Origin of the sequence: Pontibacter sp. H249, from assembly GCF_037892465.1 — a bacterium.
In the GTDB taxonomy this organism is placed as follows: domain Bacteria; phylum Bacteroidota; class Bacteroidia; order Cytophagales; family Hymenobacteraceae; genus Pontibacter.
Map to the genome: position 1 here is coordinate 17,654 of NZ_JBBKTR010000019.1, position 17,649 is coordinate 35,302.

Consider the following 17,649-nt stretch of genomic DNA (forward strand, 5'->3'; position numbering starts at 1 on the left):
CCTGATGAAGCTAAAAAGTAAGCAATACTATATCCGCAAATCTCACCGCTATCTTGGCCTTGTGTTAGGCATCCAATTCTTCTTCTGGACACTTGGTGGGTTATACTTCAGCTGGAATGATATTGATAAGGTACACGGGGACCACCTCAGGAGCGGGAAGAAATATTTCCCGGCGTCTATGCAAATGGTGTCGCCGCAGGTGGTGCTGGAGCAGCTAAAAGCTAATAAGGCGGTAGACTCTGTGCAGTCGGTGCAGCTGATCGAAGTTGCGGGTGTGCCTACTTACCAGGTGCGCTACTTTTCGGGTGCCGTGGATCATGCGCAGCATGAAGCTGGGGGGCACATGCCAAGCCATACTTCCAATGTAAAAGTGCAGCTGGCCAATGCCGAGACCGGTGCGCTTGTCTCACCGCTTTCTGAAGATATGGCCGTGGTAGTTGCCAAACGGCAAATGGCGAATCCGATAAAAGTGGATAAAGTGGAGTACCTGACAGAAGTTAGTTCGCACCACGAGTACCGCGAAAAACCGTTGCCAGCATGGGCCGTAACCTTTAGCAAGCCGGACAAATGTACGGTGTACGTTTCAGCAGAGTTAGGTACATTCCAGGCTATACGCCACGACCAATGGCGCGTATTCGATTTCCTCTGGATGCTGCACACCATGGACTACGCCGGCAGAGACAATTTCGGAAACGTGTTGTTAAAAGCGTTCTCTATCTTTGGCTTGCTTACTATACTTTCCGGCTTTGTGCTGTATTATATGTCGTCACCGTCGGTAAGAAAAGTAAAGAAGCGGGTGCAGAAAGTATAGCGCATCATCTTAATAAACCCTTATCTAAAGTATAAATTCAACGTGAAAAAGAAGACATTCCTTTTAGGAGCTGCGACCGTAGCGGCAGCAATCACAACAAGTTGCACCAGTACCACAGAGGAGAGCCAGCAGGAGCAGGTTTCCTCTGTAGAAATAGCAGAAACCCCAGAGCCACAGGAGTCACAGCCAGACACGATTAAAGGCAGCATCCCATCCGAAGCCGCAGGAAGTATAGGCAACGCAGACATTAAAATAAACTACCATGCACCGGGCGTAAAAGGGCGAATTATTTGGGGAGGTTTGGTGCCGTACAACCAGGTATGGGTAACAGGAGCACACATGGCCACCTCTTTTGAAACTGATAAAGCCTTGATAATTGATGGCAAGGAATTACCTGCCGGTAAGTATGCTTTATTTACCATACCGGGAAAAAATGAGTGGACGGTGATCTTCAATAGGGACTGGCAGCAGCACCTGGCCGACAAGTACGATCAGAAAAAGGATGTGCTGCGAGTGCAGGTGAAGCCAGAGGAACTGAAACAACACCAGGAAAGATTGAAGTATGAGATACTTGGGAAAAATAGCTCAGAAGGCGACATTCTTATTGCCTGGGATAAAGTTGGACTAACGGTGCCAGTTAGATCTAACTCGTAATCAAAGCATAAGGAGGTGGCAAACGCGCTCTGACACCTCCTTATAGATTTAACGATAGAAGGCAATATAACTTTGGGAACAGACGCAAATATTCATCTGCACCAACTGGTAGCGCTGGCTCCCACACCCAGCACCACACGAGGCGTAACTTGCCTTCCGACTCTGATCTCGGCAAGATCTATAACCTCCACCTGCTACTTTAGCTGCCTACGCAGCAGCTGCGCGTTAATAGCCACAATCACGGTGCTCAGGCTCATGAGCGCCGCCCCAACAGCAGGAGACACCATGATACCCTGCTGATACAGCACACCGGCAGCCAGCGGTAGCGCCACCACGTTATAGCCCGTTGCCCAGATCAGGTTCTGGATCATTTTCCGGTAAGTTGCCTTACCAAATAGTATGAGCGAGGCAATGTCCTGCGGATTGCTGTTGACCAGGATGATGTCGGCAGTCTCGGCGGCCACATCGGTGCCCGAGCCCACGGCAATGCCCACGTCGGCCTGCGCCAGGGCAGGGGCGTCGTTCACGCCGTCGCCCGTCATGGCCACAAACTCACCATTTTGCTGTAGCTCTTTTACTTTCTCCTGCTTCTGGTGCGGCAGCACATTGGCCAGGTAGCCATCCATGCCCAGTTTGTCGCTTACGCTCTTGGCTACACGCTCATTGTCACCGGTTAGCAATAAGTTCTTAATGCCGTTCTCTTTCAGTATCTTTATGGCTTCCTCTGACTCAGGTCGTATTTGGTCTTTCAACGTGATAAAGCCTGCCACCTGTTGGTCTATCATAATATAGACCACGGTTTCTACACCATCTTCGGCATCGTTTTCGGGTACTTGTATGTTGAACTCTTTAATGTAGTTTGGCCCTACTACCTTCACATCCTTTCCTTCCACGGTTCCCTCCAAGCCCTTGCCGGGCAGGTAGTGAAAGTCAGAGGAAGCGGGTATGGTAATGCCTTCTGTCTCAACCTTGCGCAACACGCCCTGCGATATGTAGTGCTCTGAGTTTTGCTCGACTCCGGCTGCCAACCTTAGCAATTCCTGCTCTGTGTAGGCCGGGTTCAGCGATACAACCCGTGCCACCTCATGCGAGCCTTGGGTTAGGGTACCTGTTTTGTCGAAGATGATGGTGGTGATGTTGCGTGAGTTCTCAAAAGCAGTACGGTTACGGATCAGGAGCCCATTGTTTGCAGATACAGCTGTAGAAATAGCCACTACCAACGGTATAGCCAAACCCAGCGCATGCGGACAAGAAATAACCATAACGGTAACCATCCGCTCCAAGGCAAAGCCAAACTCAGCACCGGCAATTAGCCACGCGACTAAGGTTAAAGTACCGGCAGTAAGGGCAATGTAGGTGAGCCATTTGGCAGCCTTGTCGGCAAGCCGTTGCGTATCTGATTTTGTTTTCTGAGCCTCCTGTACCAAGGTAATTACCTTGTTCAGGTAACTGTCTTTTCCGGTGCTTTGCACACGCACCTGTAGCGAGCCGTTGCCGTTTATGGAGCCACCAATTACCTTATCGCCTGGTTTTTTCTGCACCGGTTTGCTCTCACCAGTCAGCATGCTTTCGTTCAGGTAGCTATCTCCCTGTACCACTTCGCCATCGGCAGGCACTTTCTCACCGGGCTTTATTAGAATAAGATCATCTGCTTTTAGCTCCTCTACCTTCACTTTTATGGTTTGTCCATCTTTGATAAGCGCAACCTCGGCTGGCATCATGCTCACCAGTAACTCAAGGGCTTTGGAGGCACCTAACACAGATCGCATCTCAATCCAGTGGCCCAGCAGCATTACCACAATCAGGGTGGCAAGTTCCCAGAAAAAGTCCATGCCTTTTATCCCGAAGGCCACTGCCGTGCTGTATACATAGGCCACGGTAATGGCTACGCCAATCAGCGTCATCATGCCCGGGGCCTTTTTCTTAACCTCCTCGGCAAGGCCTGTTAGAAATGGCCAACCCCCATAAAAGTAGATGATGCTGGAAAGCACAAAGGAAATCATCATGTTGTAGGGGATATTCAAAGAGTAGCCCAGAATATCCTGGATCATAGGGCTGATGATGATAACCGGAACCGATAATGCAAGTGAAACCCAGAAGCGTTTCTTAAAGTCCTCGATCATCATGCGGTGGTGGTCGTGGTGGCCCTCATGCTCCCCGTGTTCCGCGTGGCCTATGTGCTCTTCGTGCGGTGGGGGCGTGCCTTCTCCATGCGGCATGGCCTTGTGGTGGGCGTGCAGTGTCTTTTCCTCCAGCCGCTCTGTTACCTGGTTTTTCTGATCCTTTGCCTGCTGGCGCTGACTTTTCCCCTGGTGGTGTTGATGGTCATGATTCATGATAGTAGCTTCTAAGATTGATAATCAACTCTTAATTTTTGGGCCATTTCAGGCGTAACAGAATCGGCATACGTTCCATAAGCATCTATCAGTACACCTTTTACGCCCTGATCGGAGGAGATCGCGTACACAACCGAGTTATCGTCAGGGTTGCTAGCTCCTTCAAACCGATGTACCTCATTGATGTCAAACTCCCCCGCCCCTAACTCCAGTTGTAAACGGGGGCACTCCAGACAGTACGGGCGTAAGTTAAAGTCCTCCACATAGCCCCGCTTCTTTAAGTCATGGAGCGCCTCGACTATGGTTTCGTAGTGGTACTTGTTCATCCTTGTCAGCTTTAAGTTTCATACATTTAGAATCTACGCGCACAGCTAAAAAGCAAAGGCGCAGCTATGGGGCTGCGCCTTTAAATTAATGATGGTGCCCTGTGTCCAGGTACTTGCCTTGGGGGCCGACTCCCTCTATGTGTACGAGCTGCGCACCATAATGTCCTGCCATGGCCACGCTGTAAGCGGCACCGGTAAGAACAAAGGCTACGACCAGCACGCTCCAGCGCTGGCCCTTAAACAGGAACTGACTCAGCAGCTGTGCCGCCAGGCCTATTCCCGCTAAGTAAATGGTCCAGTCGGCGTAGTAGTCGTGCTGGGCGAGTACAAGCTTTGCATGTTCTGTGAGTCCGCTGGTATGCGGATGCGCGATTTTAGTAACATAGTAGGCCATGCCAAAGCTTATTAGGGTGGCTATGGTGGTGATCCAGTCCAGCTCTCTGCGCAGAAAAAGGATGTTGCAGAGCTGCACGGCGGCGGCTACCAACAGCAGCACGATGGGGAAATGCACAAGCAGAGGGTGCATGTTAGGGAAGTCATCCGGTCTGGCGTGGGCACTCTCCGGTTCTTGCTGGTGGGCGGCATGCGCTTCGGGAGCTACTGCGGGTTGCACTACGGCAGCGGTATCTACTATCTGCGGCTTCTCTTGCTTTGCGGCAGCCTTCCCGTGTTTCTCGCCTCCGTGTGCGTAAAGTGTTTGGGTACTAATTACAGATAAAAACAACATTAGGAGTAGTAAAAAACAGGTGTTTTTCATTCTTATAAAGCGTTAGTTAAGTGGGCGTATTATGATTTACACTAAACCTCCACAATACCTAACTACTCACAATAATATTAAAATTAGCAGCCACTGATTGCACACAAAAGTGCTAAGCAGGTGCGTTGCCTTTGAACACACTTAGAGTACTCGAGCGAGACGAAGGCAGTTTTATAAATTTATGGAGCAGCGTTATATATCTGTGGAGAAACCTTAGTATCAATACAGGTTATCGATAGTATGACGGTCTGAGCCACCCTGCCGCTTGTATTGATTGAGGGTGGTGCCAGTAACTTCCTTAAACTGCCTGGAAAGGTGCTGCAGGCTTTTATAGCCGAGCTTGGTTGCAATAGCAGTAAGAGGAAGCTCGTCGTAAGTGAGCAGCTCTTTGCTGCGCTCTATTTTTTGTAGCACAATGTACCTATTCAGGGCTATACCCTCAGATGCTTTGAAAGCCGTGCTGATGGTGGAGTAGTCTTTGTTTAGCTTCTCGGCCAGATAAGTAGACAGGTTCGTGGCAAGGGATGAAATCTCATCACTATAAACTAAATTAATGACGGCTACTTTGATACTCTCTACAAGCTCTTCTCGCTTATCGTGGAGCAGCTCAAACCCTTTCTGAGCCATGGCCGCTTCTATGGCCGTTTCATCCACCGCTTCGTTTTCACCGATAACGGCTGTACCCAGCTCTACCTCCAGAACAGGCAGGCCCAGCTTTTCCAGTTCTTCCCGCACAACCATAATACAGCGGGGGCACACCATATTTTTAATGCGAAGCACCCTTTGGTGCTGATTCTCTTCACTCATTTAAACCAATAGTATGTTAGCGGCTAGCTTGCTTTAAAAGCGAACTACCGCTTCATTTGATGTTACAAACACATTCAGCGCGTTACATGCCTTACTGCAAGCCAGGAAGAGCGGCGCAGGTGAAAGGCACAGAAGGTCACGCACATCAGAGACGGAAAAGCATAGCTCTTCCATGATGCGGTCAGGAGCAGCTTGTGCATCAAATGACTAAAGAGTGCAGGAATATTATGATGTCAGGTATTTTAGGAACAGGGGGATCAGGGGGAGCGTGCGACACCGCTGTAACACAGTTCTTATAAAAAGCGCGTAATACAGCCTGATAAAGGCTATCCATGAAGGTATACGATGCCTTTACAAGCGACGGCAGCTCCACGGGAGGAGCGCTCTTTAAAAAAGGGGCGTAAGCTAAATCAGAGCAACAGCTACTATCCTCCGTTGACGACGCAGGATGCTTCTCCTCATGGTGTGCGTGCTCCTTACCGTGATGTTCCGAAGAGGTTTCATGTTTATGGCTATGCCCACCATGCTCTGCGCTGTGGTGTTGTGCTGGAGTGGAAGCTACAGGTTGGAGCCGCTCAGCCAGGTGCGGCAGGTTGCAAACCAGCTGAACAAGGTACAGGCTCACGAAGACTGCCAATAGAAGCAGCCCCGTAAAGTTTAAGTTCTTGTTATGTCTGGTTCTTCTCATGAAGTAAGGCCTTTGTGCGGCAGCCCCTTAACCTTCGCACAGTGTAAATATATAGAAAAAACAATAAAATACAGGGTTGCACTGTACTTAAGCAAGATACGCCTCCACTAATACTGAATATTCGGGGAAAAAGCTTCTCAGCCAGTCGCTCCAAGGTTCAGTAACACCTGTGGTGGGAATACAGCTATAGATGCATGCGTGAGTCCCTGGCAGACTCACGCATGGTTAGTTTTAGTTCAGCACTTCCTCCGTGCCGCCGCACTTGAGCATCTGCTCGCCGAAGTATGGGTTGCGGATTTCCTGGTTAGCGCTCAGCCAGTAGGCGCCTTGGTTGTTGTTTGCCATCGGGCAATGCTGGTAGTAGAGCTTCTGGTCCGTCGCGCCGAATGCCTTGGTAAGCGAGAACGTAGCCTCTGAGAGTAGCTCCAGGCTTTCACGCTGTGCGCTCACCTCACCTGCCTCAGCAATTTTGGTGGCACTTTGCTTTACTTCCTCCACCTTCTCTTCGGCAAAGGCTTTCTGCTCGCCCTCCAGCTTAGCTAGGTCTATTTTTTCGGCGGCGGCAAGTACAGATTCAGCCGCTGCCTTCGCTGTTTGCGCGTTGGAAGCAACGAGCGCGTCCTTCAACTTTAGGTAATTGTCTACCAAAGCTGCCACTTGTGCCTTTACAGGCCCGCCAACCGAAGTATAGTCAGGAGCCTCTACCACCTCCTGCGTTGTCATCTGTCCGTGGTCCATAGTGCTATGGTCCATTCCTTCGTGTTGATCCTGAGCTGCCTCCGTTGTTTCCTGCTGCTTTTCGGCACAGGCAGTAAAGGTAAAGGCACCCATTACGGCCCCGGCAAATGCGATTCTTTGAATTGGTCTTAGATTCATTTTTTAATTTATTTAGAGTTAGTAATTAATTTGATTTACTAGTACAAAGGCGACTAAAGCGCCTACGATAAGGTAAACGGCCCATCTCAGCCATTTCTTGCTGTTTGGTTCTTTCGGTTCGTCGGGCGCTATCCTGCAGCAGTCTTTCATTGGTTTTAATGGTTATGGCCTGCCATCGGGTCGCCGCCCTTCTTCAGCACAAACTCGCTGTAGAGCAGATAGGCCCCTGAAGTCACGACCTTATCATTCTCTTTTATTCCCGAGAGTATGGCGACATTGTTAAAGCTTTCCTCCCCGAGCGTCACCATGCGTGCCTGAAAGGTTCCTTTTCCTGTCTGCACCCACACATGGCTGCCACTCTCATCCCGGATCACCGCATCGTTAGGCAGCACCAGTTCAGAACCGTTCTTACCGGGGAGCGTCACGTTGGCCTGCATACCCGGCAAGTACTGCCCCTCATTGTTTTTTAACTCAGCACGCATGACAGCTACCTGGCTCCCGGCACTATACTCCGGGTTCAGGAAGGTAACCTTGGCGGGAATAGCCCCTTCGGTAAAGCCCTGTACTGACACCTGAACCGGATCCCCCACCTGCACTTGGGCCACCTCCTGCGGATAGAGCTCGGCCTCCACCCAGATGCTGCCCAGCTTGCCAAGCCTGTACAGCACGCCGCCTTCTGCTACGTATTGCCCTTCGGCGGTGGCAACTTCTGTTATTACGCCTGCGCTTGGAGCTACAAACGTGACTCTGGCATTCAGTTGATCCGTACTGGAAAGTTTTCTGATCTGTGCCTCCGTCAGGCCATAGAGCAGGAGTTTCTTTTTGGCAGCTTTCAGAAAAGAGGCAAAGCGAGGGTTCTCCTGTCCCAGTTCCTGGTTCTGCCTGAGGGCCAGCAGGTACTCGCGTTGCAGGGTCAGGAGCTCTTCCGAGTACAGTTCGTAGAGCGGCTGCCCTTTCTGAACACGCTGTCCGGTTTCTTTGATGTAGAGCCGCTCAATGCGCCCCGCGGCACGGCTGCTAACCACATCGGTTTGTGACTCGTCCAGCACGAGTTGCCCGGTCAGGATGGTACTGCTGCCTACCTCGCCATACTTTACCCGTTTCACAGTGATGTTCCCCAGCGCGATCTGGCTGTCGCTCAGCATCAGCTCCCCCTCATTTTGGCCTGACTGCGACACCGGCACCAAGTCCATGAAACAAATGGGGCAGGTGCCCGGCTCGTTCTGCACGATCTGCGGGTGCATGGGGCAGGTATAGGTGGTTGCTTCGCCCTCTGTATGGGCTGCCTCCTCATGGCTGCAGGCCCCCAGGGTAATTACCACCAGGAAAGCCAGCAGGTACAGGGTATACTTTCTTGCTCTTGTCATCATGCTTTTACTTATTTACTTTGATAAAGCTCTCGCTGTCCACCAGGAACTGCGCGTTAGCGGCCACCACATCGTTCTGCTGTAGCCCTTCCACGACCTGTGTCTGATTTCCTTCCGTTATGCCCGCCGTAACAGGCACTGGCTCAAACACACCGTTTACTTTCTTAAAGGCCACAGACCTGGTGCCCATGTCCAACACGGCAGCTTTAGGCACCCACAGGGCAGGAGCCGTGGTATAGCTGGCGCGGGCAGTTACCAGTTGCCCCACCATCGCCAGCTTTTGCTGCCCCGGCAGGTACACCCGCACCTTGGCAAAACTCTCTCCTTCCTCATAAAAAGGCTGGAGAAAGTCTACCTTCGCCTCCAGGCGCTCGCCGGGTAGCTGCGGAAAGGTGACCTGCACCGGAGCTCCTTTGGCCAGTGCGCTCACCTGGGCGGCAGGCACATTAAACTCCGCCCACAGTTGATCTGGATTTACCACCCGCAAGAGCGGCTGCCCAGTACTCACATACATGCCTTCCCTTAGCTGGATATCTTCAGCCGCAGCAGTGGGAGTAGCCGAGGGGCTAGCTCCTGCGCCCGCACCATTGCCGCCTCCCATGGCATCCATGCCACCGCCTGCACTTACTGCAGCGCCCGTCGCTGTGCTTGGTGTAGCGGATGGGGCTGCGGCATTCAGGCCAATTACATAGCCATCATAAGGACTGTAGAGGGCAAAAGTATAGCTCTCTTCCCCGGTTCGGATGAGACGGCTGACTTGCGCATCCGTGGCACCCAGCAGGAGGAGCTTCTGCTTTGCTGCCTCAATTAGCTGTTTGTCCTCGGGAGCCGACTGTACCAGGTATAACAGCTCCTTTTGTGCCGTAATCAGCTCCGGGCTGTAAACCTCCATCAGCTTCTGCCCTTTGCGGATGGGCTGGAAGTTATACCTGACATACAGCTTCTCAATCCTTCCTCCCACGCGGGCAGGCACAGTATAAATCCGGCGAGGATCGTAGGTGATGATGCCTTCCATTTGCACCGTAGCCTGCACGGTTTTTTCCTGGGGCTTTGTCGTGGCCACCGAGGAAACGACGGTACTGTTTGTAGGCCTCAACAAGAACGCCAGATCCTCTGTGATTTTGATCTCTGTACCATGCCCAGACTTCGGCACCAGGTCCATGCCGCAGATCGGGCAGGTGCCCGGCTCGTTCTGCACGATTTGCGGGTGCATGGGGCACGTATATTCTGTATCACCTCCCGCATGCTCCGTTTCGTCATGGCTACAGGCTCCCAGGGTAATCACCACCAGAAGGGCCAGCAAATAAATAATGCTATTTTTCAATTTCCTTCTCATAATTCACAACCATTAAGTACAGCTCCTGCAGCCTGTTCAGATACTCCATCTGCGCCATGTTCAGCGCCTCCCACGCATCAATCGCCTCGGGCAGCTGCGCGGTGTTCTGCTCGTAGGCCAGCATTGTCACATCATAGTTTTTCTTTAGAGCGGGAATGATCTTTTTTTGATAATTCTCCGTCTGTGCCCGCAGGGTGTTCAGTTCCAAAGCCATGTTCCGTATCATGCCCTGGGCCTCGTTTACAATAGATTCCTTTTCCTGCTGCATGGCCTCTATCTCCAGGTTCATGGCCTTGGTGTTGGCTTTGTACATTTTGGAAGACCACGGGGCGATCGGGATAGAGACCATGCCCATAGCCGTGAACTGTTGCGGCATCATGCTGTTACGCGGGTACATGTGCTCAAAGCGGATGCGGAAGTCAGGCTTACGCTCCAGCTGCTCCAGTTCCACGTTCAGCCGCATCGACTGAATGGTCCTGTCCAACTGACGCAAGTCGCTTCGGGCGTTGATCAGGCTACTCGTATCCACCGCCAGAAGAGCCGGCTCCGGGATAGCTACCAAAGTGTCGATGCGAAACCGCTGCTCTTTAGGCAGGTTCATCAGTATATTGAGCTGCACGTTCTGCTGCTCAATCTGACTGGCCGTCATCAGCTGCATGTTCTGCACCTCATGCAGGCGCCCTTCTGCTTTGTACACGCCTCCCAAACTTCCCTGGCTGTAAGGGTAGCGGATTTTAGCCAGCTTGAGCATGTACTCCATAATGCGCTCGTTATCCTGCAGCACATCCATCTTTTTTTCAAGCACCACCCAACTGTAGTAGGCGGCTTTTGCCTGTGCCCGTAGCTGATTGAAAGTAACATCCCTGCCCGCGTTCTCGATAGCCGCTCTGGACTTCATGTAGTTCTCTTTGGCCCGCTGCTTGGCAGGGTTGGGAATGTCCTGCTCTGCCGACAGCATCAGCATGCCCCTGTCACCCCCCTCCATCACTTCTGCGCCAGGATACGGAGCCATGAACACGCCGCCACCCACCATGGGTGCCATCCAGCTTCTTGCCCCTTCTGCATAGGCATCCATGGCCCTGGCCCGGTAGTCATATTCCTGAAGCATCGGGTTACTGCTGCTGATGCGCTGCAATACGCTGTCCAGGTTCATGGTCTGTTGCTGGGCCAGCGCCGGAGCGCTGGCCAGCAGCATCACAAACAACCAAACAAAACACTTACATTTCTTAATGCTTAACATCGTAAATTTCCAATTTGCCGTGTTTTTTTAACTCATACTCTTTTGTCATCTCAAACACCACCGGCGTTACCAGCAGGATGTGAACCGAAGAGGTAAACACCCCCCCGATCAGCGGGAGCACAATCGGTAGCATGATGTCCGATCCTACTCCGGTGGCCCACAGCACCGGGATCAGGCCAAACAGGGACACTGACACCGTCATGATCTTTGGGCGAAGGCGCTTGGCCGCACCTTTAAAGACATAGTCGCGGATATCCTGCTTCGTGATCGTGTCACGGGAGTTGCCTTTCGTGGCCACCAGCTCTTTCATCGCCTCATTCAGGTACACGATCATCAGCATACTTGTCTCCATGGCCAGGCCAAACAGGGCTATAAAGCCCACGGCCACGGCCACCGACAGGTTCACGCCATAGAAGTACACAATGTACACACCCCCGATCAAGGCGAAGGGAATAGTACCCAGGTTGATGAGTGCTTCTTTCAGGGACTTAAAGGAGAAGTATAGGATGAGGAGGATAATCACCAGCACCAGCGGGATGATGATTTTGAGTGTGTTATTGGCGCGTACCTGGTTTTCCCACTGCCCGCTCCACTCCAGATAATAGCCCTCCGGTATGCCTGTCACTTCCTTGTTGATCTTTTCGATGGCCTCCTGCACGGTGCTGCCCAAGTCACGGTCCCGTACATTAAACAGTACCGCCCCGCGCAGCTGCGCGTTCTCCGAGTTGATCATGGGCGGTCCGTCAGTAAATCGGACGGTGGCCACGGAGGACAAAGGCACCGTGCCAGCCGAGGAAGTCTGGATCGGGATGCGCCGAATGCGCTCTACGCTGTTACGGTACTCCTGCGCCAGCCGCACGTTAATGGAAAAGCGCTCGCGCCCCTCAATGGTGTTTCCGATAGGCGTGCCGCCCAAGGCCGACTCCACGATCATGTTCACATCGTCCACCGTCAGTCCATAGCGCCCCAAGGCCTCCCGGTTGATGTCGATCTCCAGGTACTTGCCGCCTGTGATCGGCTCCACGTACAAGTCCTTCACACCCGGTACTCCGTTCAGCGCCGTTCTAACCTTTTCAGACACAGCCGCTATGGAGTCCAGGTTCTGGCCGTATACCTTCACGCCCACGTCGGTGCGGATACCGGTGGCCAGCATGTTGATACGGTTGATGATGGGCTGGGTCCAGCCGTTGACCACCCCTGGTATCTGCAGCTTGGCATCCAGCTCCTGGATAATGTCCTGTTTGGTAACTCCCTCGCGCCACGCTGACTCCGGTTTCAGCATGATGATTGTCTCAATCATGCTGATAGGGGAGTTGTCGGTGGCGGTGCTGGCGCGGCCGGCCTTGCCCAACACGCTCTCCACCTCGGGCACTGACTTAATGATTTTGTCCTGTACCTGCAGGATGCGTTTGGCCTCTGCGTTGGAAATGTCGGGCAGCGTGACGGGCATGAAAAGGATGGACCTTTCATCCAGCGGCGGCATGAACTCTGTGCCCAGGCTAAAGAGCATGGGAATAGAGATCACCAGCGCCAGGATGTTTATGCCCAGTGTGGTTTTGCGCCACTTCAGGCACCACCTCAGCACAGGCCCATACACTTTCTCCAGCGCTCTGTTAACTGGGTTGGCGCTCTCCTCCTTGAACTTTCCTTTTAAGAAGAAAGAGATCAGCACAGGCGTGAGGGTGATGGCTACGACAGCATCCACTATCAGGATGAATGTCTTTGTCCAGGCCAACGGGCCGAAGAGCCTGCCTTCCTGCCCTGTGAGCAGGAACACCGGCAGAAAGGAGGCAATGATAATCACCGTGCTCCAGAACACGCTGGGGCCTACCTGCCTGCTGGCCTTTTCTATGATTTGAATTCTTTTTTCTTTTGACAGTTTCATGTTCACTCTACTTATGAATGCTGATACTTAATCCTCCCACGACTTGCCCTTCGTCGCATCGGCCAGGTGCCGGTAGGCGTTCTCCACCATCACGATGGCGTCATCCACGATCACGCCGATGGAAAGGGCAATGCCTGTCAGGGACATGATATTGGAGGAGATACCGAAGGCATTGAGCAGGATAAAACCAATGGCAACGGAGAGCGGCAACTGGATCATGATCACCAGGGCACTACGCCAATGGAAGAGGAAGAGGAGCACCACCAGCGAGGCCACGATCATTTCCTCGATCAGGGTGCCTTTGATTGAGTCTATGCTTTCGTTGATGAGGCCGCTACGGTCGTAGACGATGTTGAACTTCATGCCTTCGGGCAGACCTTTGGCTACTTCCTCCATCTTCACCTTCACGTTTGCGATTACTTCTGCGGCGTTTTCCCCGTAGCGCATCACCACGATGCCGCCCACGGCCTCTCCCTCGCCGTTCAGGTCGAAGATGCCCAGGCGGCTCTCACCTGTCATCTGCACCGAGGCCACATCCCTTACCCGTACCGGGATGGTGTTACTGGTGATGATGGGTATATTCTCAATCTCTTCGGCAGACTCTAAGTAACCGGTTGTTTTGATGATGTAGCCAATATCCGAAAGCTCAAACTTGCGACCTCCCGCCTCATTGTTGTTGGCCCGCACCGCCTGAATCACCTGCGGAACGGAGAGGTTATAATAAGTGAGCTTGTTGGGGTCAAGGGTGAGCTGGTACTGTTTCTGAAAGCCCCCGAAGGATGCCACCTCGCTCACACCCTCCACGTTCTGCAGCGCGAACTTCACGTACCAGTCCTGTACGGCGCGCTGCTCACCCAGATCCATGCCGGGGGCATCTAGGGTATACCACAGGATGTGGCCGACACCGGTACCGTCAGGGCCCAGGGTAGGGGTTGCGTCTTCAGGCAACATATTGCCAACAGAGTTCAGACGCTCCAGCACGCGGGTGCGGGCCCAGTACACGTCCGTCTCATCCTCAAAGATGATATAAATAAAGCTCATGCCGAACATGGACGTTCCCCGCACATACTTCACCTCGGGTAGGCCCTGCAGGTTCGTCACGAGCGGATAGGTAATCTGGTCTTCCACGAGCTGCGGGCTGCGGCCCATCCATTCGGTAAAGACGATGACTTGGTTTTCAGACAAATCCGGGATGGCATCCACCTTGTTTGTCTGCACGGAATAGACGCCCCAGCCAAACAGCGATGCAGCGATGAGCAGCACCATCACACGGTTGCGGAGCGAAAAGGAAATTAGCTTTTCGATCATGGGAATAAATGAGTAACCTTAACAGGAAATGACTGGCAGCCACAGGAAATGACTGAGACGGACATAGTGCCAACGGACAGGCAATAGTGTGGCTAGGCTACACCAGCACACTTGCCCAGAGAGGCACCTGTAAGACTGTAAGGTTAAATAAGAAAGGACTGCACCAGAACAGGTATGTCCCGGGCAATGGGAGGGGAGGTGTAAAGCGCGTAAGCAGGTTTAAGTTCCTCCTGAGGGGCAAAAAGCTGCAGTATCACCACTTTTACAGCGGCAATGAACTTAAGATCCAGCGTTTTGGTGGGCGTAAGCGCCTTCGTGTCCGTGGTTATATCCAGGCGCTCTATGGTCAACTGGTGATCTTCGCAGCAGCTTCTCTCCTTAGGCTCTTCCTCAGGGGCGTGGCAAGGAGGCAGCTTTTCTTTCATCTGCTCCATGGGACATTCATCTGCCTGCCCGTACAAATTCAGGTCGCGTATCTCTCCGGCACATAAATGCATCCCTACCGAGATGCCTGTCGAGGAGACAAGCACTAGCAGTGCAAGCGTTAGCAGTATGATCCGGTGAAGCACTCTCATAAGATGATTTTGCCACAAAGTTACAATAGAAGCAGCTGGCACTGTTACATAATTAGCATTTTATTTTACATATTTATTGGACTCTCTTGACTAGGTCATGCAGCTATATAGGCTATAAAGCACAGAGAGTAGCTTTACGCCCCACTTTAAGGGTCTAACAAACGACTTTCAGCTCCCTTTTGTTCAGCCTTAAGTTACGTATGCTCCCGTAAATAAAATAGGCACTGTGGCTGTGGGTGACAGTTAGCAAAAGCCGGTCTGTTGTATTTCAACAGCTCCTACTGTCTACAGCATGCTATCAGAGGAAGTCTGTAACTCTTTGCTAGAATTTTGTAATAGCAAGCGCTGGGTCAGGATGTACCTTTGTGTTATCAAGAACGACTAAATGAGTGGTAAAATGGAGAATAAAGTACTTACCCCTGATAAGGCTGTAGGTCAGCCTACTGCACAGGAGCAGAGAGTGTCTTTACCGGTTACAGGTATGAGCTGCGCCTCCTGCGCCCTCAGCGTGGAATCCATGGTAGGAGCCCAGCCTGGAGTGTCGCAGGCAGCGGTGAACTTTGCCTCCCAGACACTGCAGGTGTCTTATAACCCTGATAAAATCACCCTTGCCGAGATACAGCGAAATGTGCAGGAGATAGGTTTTGACTTGATCGTTGATGAGGAAAACGCCCAGGAGAAGCAGGAAGAAGAGCAGCATAACCGTTACCAGACGCTGAAGAAGAGGACTATCGCAGCAGCCATTCTTACCCTGCCGGTGTTTATCATCGGGATGTTTTTTATGGATATGCCTTACGGGAACTGGATCATGATGGTGCTGAGCGCCCCGGTGCTGTTTTACTTTGGCCGAAGCTTCTTTATCAATGCCTTTAAGCAAGCCAGAAACGGAAAGGCAAATATGGATACGCTGGTATCATTGAGTACAGGCATTGCCTTTGGCTTCAGTGTGTTTAACACCTTCTTTCCGGAGTTTTGGCACACACGCGGGCTGCACCCCCACGTGTACTTCGAGGCCGCGGCCGTCGTGATCGTGTTCATCATGCTGGGCAAGCTGTTGGAGGAGAGGGCCAAATCCAATACCTCCACCGCCATTAAGAAGCTGATAGGCCTACAGCCCAAAACCGTTTGGCTGGTAGAGGGGGAGCACGAGCGGGAGGTGCCAATTTCACAGGTGCAGAAAGGCGACCTGCTGCTGGTGCGTGCCGGCGAAAAGATACCTGTGGACGGAGAGGTGGCGCAAGGCACTTCCTATGTAGACGAGTCGATGATTTCGGGGGAACCCGTACCGGTGGCCAAGCAGAAAGGAGACAAAGTGTATGCAGGCACCATCAACCAGAAGGGCAGCTTCCGATTTGTGGCCGAGAAGGTAGGCAGTGAGACCATGTTGGCCCAAATCATCAAAATGGTGCAGGAAGCGCAGGGATCCAAGGCACCGGTACAGAAACTCGTGGACAAGATCGCGGGTATTTTCGTGCCAGTCGTGCTGCTGATCGCGCTAGTAAGCTTTACGACTTGGTTGATGCTTGGCGGTGACAATGCACTGACGCAAGGGCTGCTGGCCCTGGTCACCGTACTTGTGATTGCCTGCCCATGTGCCCTTGGCCTGGCAACCCCAACCGCTATCATGGTGGGTGTGGGCAAAGGTGCTGAGAACGGCATCTTGATTAAAGACGCCGAAAGTCTGGAGCAGGCCCATAAAGTGAATGCTGTTATTCTTGATAAGACGGGCACCATAACGGAGGGCAAACCTGTATTAACGGATATAATTTGGGCTGGTGGAGCGGAAGCCCGAAAACAAACCCTGCAAACCATACTGCTGTCATTGGAACTGCAGTCAGAGCACCCGTTGGCTGAAGCAGTGGTCCGCTACCTGAAAGACCAGGAGGTAAGGTCACTTGAGCTGGACACGTTTGATAGTGTAACCGGGCGCGGGGTGAAAGCTTCCTTGCACGGAAACCGGTATTTAGCAGGTAATCATAGATTACTAGAAGAGGAAGGCGTACATGTTGATGCGAAGCTGACACAGCTAGCCAGCTCTTTAAGAGATGAGGCAAAAACTGTTATCTTCTTTACAGAGAACAGTAGTGCTGTAGCTTTAGTAGCCATTGCAGACCAAATCAAGCAAAGTTCGGCGGCAGCCATCCGAACATTGCAAGAGCAGGATATTGAGGTGTACATGCTCACTGGCGATAATCAACAAACCGCTGCCAGTGTGGCAGCACAGGTAGGCATAAGGAATTATAAAGCTGAGGTTTTGCCTTCGGATAAAGCCGCTTTTGTAAAAGATTTGCAAACTCAAGGCAAGGTAGTAGCCATGGTGGGGGATGGCATCAACGATTCGCACGCACTGGCACAGGCTGATGTAAGTGTAGCCATGGGCAAGGGCTCTGACATAGCCATTGATGTCGCCAAAATGACCCTCATTTCCTCCGATCTGCAGCAGGTTCCTAAGGCACTGAAGCTATCGAAGCAAACGGTGCGGGCCATTAAGCAAAACCTGTTCTGGGCCTTCATCTATAACCTGATAGGTATTCCCATTGCTGCAGGTGTGCTTTACCCGCTGTATGGCTTCCTGCTGGATCCCATGATTGCAGGTGCGGCCATGGCTCTGAGCTCTGTGTCTGTAGTTACGAACAGTTTAAGGCTGAAGGCGCAGAAACTGTAACTGTGGTGAATAATTATA

The 17,649-nt window shown here is 52.1% G+C and carries 13 protein-coding genes and 1 pseudogene; 4 read left to right on the forward strand and 10 right to left on the reverse strand.

Features of this window, described 5'->3' with window-relative positions; genetic code table 11:
* Positions 1 to 4: 4 nt before the first annotated feature.
* Positions 5 to 811 (forward strand): PepSY domain-containing protein, encoded by an 807-nt coding sequence (locus WG943_RS18585; RefSeq protein WP_340411312.1) that lies wholly within the window; start codon positions 5 to 7, stop codon positions 809 to 811.
* Between the two features lie 42 nt (positions 812 to 853).
* Entirely contained in the window at positions 854 to 1,465 is a 612-nt protein-coding gene (locus WG943_RS18590; protein ID WP_340411313.1) for a DUF2911 domain-containing protein, read from the forward strand.
* Positions 1,466 to 1,659: 194 nt separating this feature from the next.
* Here the strand turns inward: WG943_RS18590 and WG943_RS18595 are convergent, their stop codons facing one another.
* From WG943_RS18595 to WG943_RS18610, 4 genes are all read right to left on the reverse strand, one after another.
* Positions 1,660 to 3,801 (reverse strand): copper-translocating P-type ATPase, encoded by a 2,142-nt coding sequence (locus WG943_RS18595; protein WP_340411314.1) that lies wholly within the window; start codon positions 3,799 to 3,801, stop codon positions 1,660 to 1,662.
* Between the two features lie 11 nt (positions 3,802 to 3,812).
* Positions 3,813 to 4,127 carry a phosphoribosylpyrophosphate synthetase gene (locus WG943_RS18600; RefSeq protein ID WP_140455323.1) on the reverse strand — a complete coding sequence of 105 codons (315 nt, stop codon included), beginning with the start codon at positions 4,125 to 4,127 and terminating at the stop codon, positions 3,813 to 3,815.
* 85 nt (positions 4,128 to 4,212) lie between these two features.
* On the reverse strand, positions 4,213 to 4,854 hold the full coding sequence (locus WG943_RS18605) for a hypothetical protein (RefSeq protein WP_340411315.1): 642 nt from the start codon (positions 4,852 to 4,854) through the stop codon (positions 4,213 to 4,215).
* 249 nt (positions 4,855 to 5,103) lie between these two features.
* On the reverse strand, positions 5,104 to 5,691 hold the full coding sequence (locus tag WG943_RS18610) for a helix-turn-helix domain-containing protein (RefSeq protein WP_140455324.1): 588 nt from the start codon (positions 5,689 to 5,691) through the stop codon (positions 5,104 to 5,106).
* 345 nt (positions 5,692 to 6,036) lie between these two features.
* On the opposite strand from WG943_RS18610, the gene WG943_RS18615 reads away from it, so the two are divergent.
* Positions 6,037 to 6,345, forward strand: a complete 309-nt coding sequence (locus WG943_RS18615) for a hypothetical protein (RefSeq protein WP_340411316.1) — start codon at positions 6,037 to 6,039, stop codon at positions 6,343 to 6,345.
* Positions 6,346 to 6,610: 265 nt separating this feature from the next.
* Here WG943_RS18615 and WG943_RS18620 read toward each other — a convergent pair whose 3' ends face one another.
* From WG943_RS18620 to WG943_RS18650, 6 genes and pseudogenes are all read right to left on the reverse strand, one after another.
* Entirely contained in the window at positions 6,611 to 7,255 is a 645-nt protein-coding gene (locus WG943_RS18620) for a DUF3347 domain-containing protein (protein WP_340411318.1), read from the reverse strand.
* Between the two features lie 155 nt (positions 7,256 to 7,410).
* On the reverse strand, positions 7,411 to 8,625 hold the full coding sequence (locus WG943_RS18625; RefSeq protein WP_340411320.1) for an efflux RND transporter periplasmic adaptor subunit: 1,215 nt from the start codon (positions 8,623 to 8,625) through the stop codon (positions 7,411 to 7,413).
* A 4-nt stretch (positions 8,626 to 8,629) separates the two neighbouring features.
* The gene (locus WG943_RS18630) at positions 8,630 to 9,958 is read right to left on the reverse strand and encodes an efflux RND transporter periplasmic adaptor subunit (protein WP_340411323.1); all 1,329 of its coding nucleotides are present in this window, start codon (positions 9,956 to 9,958) and stop codon (positions 8,630 to 8,632) included.
* Positions 9,936 to 11,153 carry a TolC family protein gene (locus WG943_RS18635; protein WP_340411325.1) on the reverse strand — a complete coding sequence of 406 codons (1,218 nt, stop codon included), beginning with the start codon at positions 11,151 to 11,153 and terminating at the stop codon, positions 9,936 to 9,938. Before WG943_RS18635 ends, WG943_RS18630 begins: the two co-directional genes overlap by 23 nt.
* Positions 11,154 to 11,184: 31 nt before the next feature.
* Positions 11,185 to 14,391: pseudogene (locus tag WG943_RS21250) on the reverse strand (efflux RND transporter permease subunit).
* A gap of 143 nt (positions 14,392 to 14,534) precedes the next feature.
* Positions 14,535 to 14,966, reverse strand: coding sequence for an HYC_CC_PP family protein (locus WG943_RS18650; protein WP_340411330.1), 432 nt, complete (start codon positions 14,964 to 14,966; stop codon positions 14,535 to 14,537).
* A gap of 397 nt (positions 14,967 to 15,363) precedes the next feature.
* Here WG943_RS18650 and WG943_RS18655 point away from each other — a divergent pair, with 397 nt between their 5' ends.
* A complete protein-coding gene (locus WG943_RS18655; protein ID WP_025603865.1) occupies positions 15,364 to 17,631 on the forward strand; it encodes a heavy metal translocating P-type ATPase in 2,268 nt (755 codons plus the stop codon).
* Positions 17,632 to 17,649 lie beyond the last annotated feature (18 nt).

Excerpts from the sequence above, each read along its gene's own strand:
- WG943_RS18585 (WP_340411312.1), top strand. The coding sequence starts at position 5 with ATGAAGCTAAAAAGTAAGCAATACTATATCCGCAAATCTCACCGCTAT.
- WG943_RS18595 (WP_340411314.1), bottom strand. The coding sequence starts at position 3,801 with ATGAATCATGACCATCAACACCACCAGGGGAAAAGTCAGCGCCAGCAG.
- WG943_RS18600 (WP_140455323.1), bottom strand. The coding sequence starts at position 4,127 with ATGAACAAGTACCACTACGAAACCATAGTCGAGGCGCTCCATGACTTA.
- WG943_RS18605 (WP_340411315.1), bottom strand. The coding sequence starts at position 4,854 with ATGTTGTTTTTATCTGTAATTAGTACCCAAACACTTTACGCACACGGA.
- WG943_RS18610 (WP_140455324.1), bottom strand. The coding sequence starts at position 5,691 with ATGAGTGAAGAGAATCAGCACCAAAGGGTGCTTCGCATTAAAAATATG.
- WG943_RS18615 (WP_340411316.1), top strand. The coding sequence starts at position 6,037 with ATGCCTTTACAAGCGACGGCAGCTCCACGGGAGGAGCGCTCTTTAAAA.
- WG943_RS18620 (WP_340411318.1), bottom strand. The coding sequence starts at position 7,255 with ATGAATCTAAGACCAATTCAAAGAATCGCATTTGCCGGGGCCGTAATG.
- WG943_RS18625 (WP_340411320.1), bottom strand. The coding sequence starts at position 8,625 with ATGATGACAAGAGCAAGAAAGTATACCCTGTACCTGCTGGCTTTCCTG.
- WG943_RS18630 (WP_340411323.1), bottom strand. The coding sequence starts at position 9,958 with ATGAGAAGGAAATTGAAAAATAGCATTATTTATTTGCTGGCCCTTCTG.
- WG943_RS18635 (WP_340411325.1), bottom strand. The coding sequence starts at position 11,153 with ATGCTGCTGGCCAGCGCTCCGGCGCTGGCCCAGCAACAGACCATGAAC.
- WG943_RS18650 (WP_340411330.1), bottom strand. The coding sequence starts at position 14,966 with ATGAGAGTGCTTCACCGGATCATACTGCTAACGCTTGCACTGCTAGTG.
- WG943_RS18655 (WP_025603865.1), top strand. The coding sequence starts at position 15,364 with ATGGAGAATAAAGTACTTACCCCTGATAAGGCTGTAGGTCAGCCTACT.